The 4,088-nt window shown below is 71.7% G+C and carries 3 protein-coding genes and 1 pseudogene; 1 reads left to right on the top strand and 3 read right to left on the bottom strand.

Features of this window, described 5'->3' with window-relative positions; genetic code table 11:
• The 3 genes and pseudogenes from CCL05_RS40275 to CCL05_RS40265 form a co-directional block, all read right to left on the bottom strand.
• A pseudogene (locus tag CCL05_RS40275) lies at nucleotides 1-337 on the bottom strand (GNAT family N-acetyltransferase); the annotation flags it as partial.
• 361 nt (nucleotides 338-698) lie between these two features.
• Nucleotides 699-1,868, bottom strand: coding sequence for a family 2 encapsulin nanocompartment cargo protein polyprenyl transferase (locus CCL05_RS40270; RefSeq protein WP_208641725.1), 1,170 nt, complete (start codon nucleotides 1,866-1,868; stop codon nucleotides 699-701).
• A 111-nt stretch (nucleotides 1,869-1,979) separates the two neighbouring features.
• Nucleotides 1,980-3,386, bottom strand: a complete 1,407-nt coding sequence (locus CCL05_RS40265; protein ID WP_086565552.1) for a family 2B encapsulin nanocompartment shell protein — start codon at nucleotides 3,384-3,386, stop codon at nucleotides 1,980-1,982.
• Between the two features lie 290 nt (nucleotides 3,387-3,676).
• Here CCL05_RS40265 and CCL05_RS40260 point away from each other — a divergent pair.
• Nucleotides 3,677-4,088: DUF6010 family protein (locus tag CCL05_RS40260; protein ID WP_107400581.1), on the top strand; the 412-nt coding region annotated here is incomplete at its 3' end.

Below are 4,088 nucleotides of genomic sequence, written 5' to 3'. Positions count from 1 at the left end.
CGGCGGTCAGCCGGGCGATCGCCTCGATGTGTTCGTTGTCCGGGTCGACGGCCTGACGTATCCGGGCCGGACCGTCGTCCTCGGCGTCACCGCCATGGTCGTCGGCCGGCATGGGCAGCCACAGCGCACAGGCCGAACCGTCCTCGGTGAGGTCGATGCGCCCGGCCTCGAGCACGATGTCGGTGAAGGCGGCCATGAGCCCGGGATGGTGGGCACGACGGTCCTCCTCCCCGGGGAAGACCCAGCCGCTCACGGGGTCGTCCTGGAACGCCTCGTCCAGCAGCCGGACGACCAGGTCCCGGTCCTCCACGCCCGCCGTCCGGATCGCCACACCCATGTCCCGCCCCTTCACTCGTCCCGACGGGCGTTGATCGTAGGGCGGTTGGGAGCCGTCCCGGCGCATGGGGCGGGGTTTGGCCGGATTTCATCGGGCAGTCGCCCAAGGCGCCTGTGATCGCCGGCTCCAGGGGGCGGGCCCCGCACACCGTGGGGAAGTGCGGGACCCGCCTGACCGGAGGCCCGGGGCCGTACGGGGTCAGGAGCCGTACGGCCCCGGCGCTCCGGAGTCCTGCCCTTCGGTCACCCGAAGGTCGACTCAGGTGCCGCCGACGGCCGGTTGCCACACCGCGTGCCGCTGCGGACGGCCGATGTTCGCACCGCCTGCCGCTGCGGACGGCCGATGTCCACACCCTCGGCCGTCAACTGCTGCGCCGTGTCACGAACTCGGCGAGGGCCAGCAGACCGCCCGCCGCCTCCGGGTCCGGCACCGCGCGGGCCAGTTGCTGCATCGCCAGGGCCATCCGGTCGGCCGCCTGGTTCTGTGCCCAGTCACGGCCGCCCGCCCGCTCCACGGTCATGGCGATGTGGTCGATGTCCTCCTTCTGGCTGGGCCGGGCGTACAGTTCGGCGAGTTCCGCGGCCGCCGGCGTGCCGGAGGCGAAGGCCGCCACGACCGGCAGGGACTTCTTGCGGGCGGCCAGGTCCGCGCCGACGGGCTTGCCGGTGCGGCGCGGGTCGCCCCATATGCCGATGACGTCGTCGATGAGCTGGAAGGCGAGCCCGGCCTCCCGGCCGAACGCGTCCAGCGCCGCCACGTCCGCGTCCCCCGCACCCGCGTACAGCCCGCCGAGCGCACAGGCGCTCCCCAGCAGTGCGCCCGTCTTGGCCTCCGCCATGGCGAGCACCTCGTCGAGCGTGACCTCGTCCGGAGCGCGCCGTTCCATGGCCGTGTCCGCATGCTGTCCCGCGCACAGTTCGACCACGCAGTCCGCGAGCCGGGCCATGGCGGCCTTCGCCGCCGGATGCGGGTCCTCGGCGAGGAGCCGCACGGCCAGCGCCTGGAGGGCGTCCCCGGCGAGGATCGCGTCGGCGTCACCGAACACAGTCCACGCGGTGGGCCGGTGGCGCCGGGTGGTGTCCCGGTCCATCACGTCGTCGTGCAGCAACGTGAAGTTGTGGACCAGTTCCACCGCCGCGGCCGCCCGGACCGCCGCCGCCCGTGCCTCGGGGCCGCCGAGGGCGGCCGCCGCGGCGAGGACGAGCGCGGGCCGGATCGCCTTGCCGGAGCCACCCTCGGCCGGCGTGCCGTCCGCCTGCTCCCAGCCGAAGTGGTAGCGCGCGATCCGGCGCATCGGCCCGGGCAGTGAGCCGAGAGCGTCCCGCAGAACCGGGTCGACCTCCGCCCGGGCCCGCTCCAGGAGCATGACCGCCTCGTGGCCCTCGTCCGGCCCCGGCCGGCCGTCCCGCTGCGTCCCGATGAGCCCCCGCCTTTCCGGCGCCCCGGCCGCACGCCCGGGCTCGGTACCGCGCTGCCCACCGGGGGCGGGCAGCGCCGTCTGCGTCCTGAACTCCGTAAGGGACTCACCCATGGGACCGCCTCGGAGACTGAGCGGATGCCGGCGCTTCCGCTGCCGCTGGGCGCGTACCCCGAGGGTGTACCCGCGCCGGCGGGCGCGGACACGGCCGGCGTACCGGAAGCGTCACCGCCAGCGGCCGATCTCGACGTTCTCCAGGACACCGAGCGCGTCCGGTACCAGGACCGCGGCCGAGTAGTAGGCCGTGACCAGGTACTTGATGATGGCCTGTTCGTTGATGCCCATGAAGCGCACCGACAGGCTCGGCTCGATCTCGTCCGGGATGCCGGAGGCCCGCAGGCCGATGACGCCCTGGTCGCTCTCGCCGGTACGCATGGCGATGATCGACGTCGTCCGCTCCGAAGTCACCGGGATCTTGTTGCACGGGAAGATCGGCACCCCGCGCCAGGTGGGGATGCGGTTGCCGGACATGTCGATGGTCTCGGGGACGAGCCCTCGCTTGTTGAGCTCACGGCCGAACGCGGCGATCGCGCGCGGGTGGGCCAGGAGCAGTTTGGTGCCGCGGCGCCTGCTGAGCAGTTCGTCCAGGTCGTCCGGGCCGGGCACGCCGTCGTGCGGCTGGATCCGCTGGTCGTACTCGCAGTTGTGCAGGAGACCGAAGTCGCGGTTGTTGATGAGCTCGTGCTCCTGGCGCTCCTTGAGCGCCTCGACCGTCAGCCGGATCTGCTGCTCGGTCTGGTTCATGGGCTGGTTGTAGAGGTCGGCCACGCGCGTGTGGATGCGCAGCACGGTCTGGGCGACGCTCAGCTCGTACTCACGGGGCCTGGCCTCGTAGTCGACGAAGGTGTGCGGGATGTCGGGCTCGCCGGAGTGTCCGGCGGCGAGGTCGATCTCCTTCTCGCCGTACTTGTTGGAGCGCTGCGAGGGGATCGAGCGGAGCTGCTGGAGGTGCTCGCGCAGCGTGTCCGAGCGCTCGGCGATCTGCGCGAACTCCGCGCGGGGCAGCACGAGGACGGTGCACGGGGTGAGCGCGCGGGCCGTGTACTCCCAGATCGCGTCCTCGTTCAGCAGCGCGTCGTCGCCGAAGTAGGCGCCGTCGGCGAGGACGCCGAGGGACTCGTCGTCCCCGTACGGGCCCGTGCCGACCTTCTCCACCCGGCCGTGCGCCAGCAGGTACAGCTCGTCGGACGGGCTGCCGAACGAGGCGATCACCTCGCCCGCGGCGATCTCCCGCTGCTCGCAGCGCCGGGCGATCTCGAAGAGCACCTCCTCGTCCTCGTACGACCGCAGCGCCGGCAGTTCGCCCAGCTCCGCGGGGATGACCTCGACGCGGTCGCCGGTCTTCACGAACGTCAGCCGGCCGTCGCCCACGGCGAACGTCAGCCGCCGGTTCACCCGGTACGTACCGCCCTGGATGTCGACCCAGGGCAGCATCCGCAGCAGCCAGCGGGAGCTGATCTCCTGCATCTGCGGCACGGACTTGGTCGTGGTGGCCAGGTTCCGCGCGGCCGCCGTGCCGAGACTCTGCTGCGGCTTGGTCTGCTCCGTGCGGACCTCTTCGCCTACCGACATAGAGAACTGCCCTCCCGGTTGTGACCGACGCCCATATGCCTCGGGCATCGATGTGCACGCCCAAGCCTTCCTCACACAGCGTCATGGTGCTATTACACGAAAGAGCGGGAATGGATCTTCGTACTACTGGGCAGGGGCGCGTTTTCCGTCCGGTCGCAGGCGGCACGAACCGGCCCCCGGGCGGCTGGCGAATACCCGTGGGAACCTGTCGGTAATGCCGCTGGGGGGCGGGCGGAACCGGACCTAGCGTGGTGATCCGTTCCTGCCCCGACTCCAGAGACGGCTCCTCCATGCAGTACGTCGCGCCGATCGGCATCGGCATCCTCTACGCCCTGTTGATGTCCCTCGTGCGCGAACCGCACCGGCGGCGTCTGAACGCGGTCATGGTCGGCGGCGCCGGCGCGGCGTACCTCAGTGGCGGCGGCATGGGCGGCTGGGAGTTCCCCTTCACCGTGCTGCTCACCTATGTCGCCTTCCGCGGCCTGGAGTCGTGGACGTGGATCGGCATCGGCTGGCTGCTGCACACGGCATGGGACATCGTCCACCACATCAAGGGCAACCCGATCATTCCCTTCGCGCACACCTCCTCCCTGGGCTGCGCGATCTGCGATCCGGTGATCGCCCTGTGGTGCCTGCGGGGCGGTCCGTCGCTCATCGACCTTGTACGCGGCCGCCGGTCCGGGCAGCCGCAGCCCGGACCGG

The sequence above is a fragment of the Streptomyces africanus genome (genome assembly GCF_002150735.1).
Lineage (GTDB): Bacteria > Actinomycetota > Actinomycetes > Streptomycetales > Streptomycetaceae > Streptomyces > Streptomyces africanus.
This window is presented reverse-complemented; position numbering and strand designations above follow the sequence as displayed.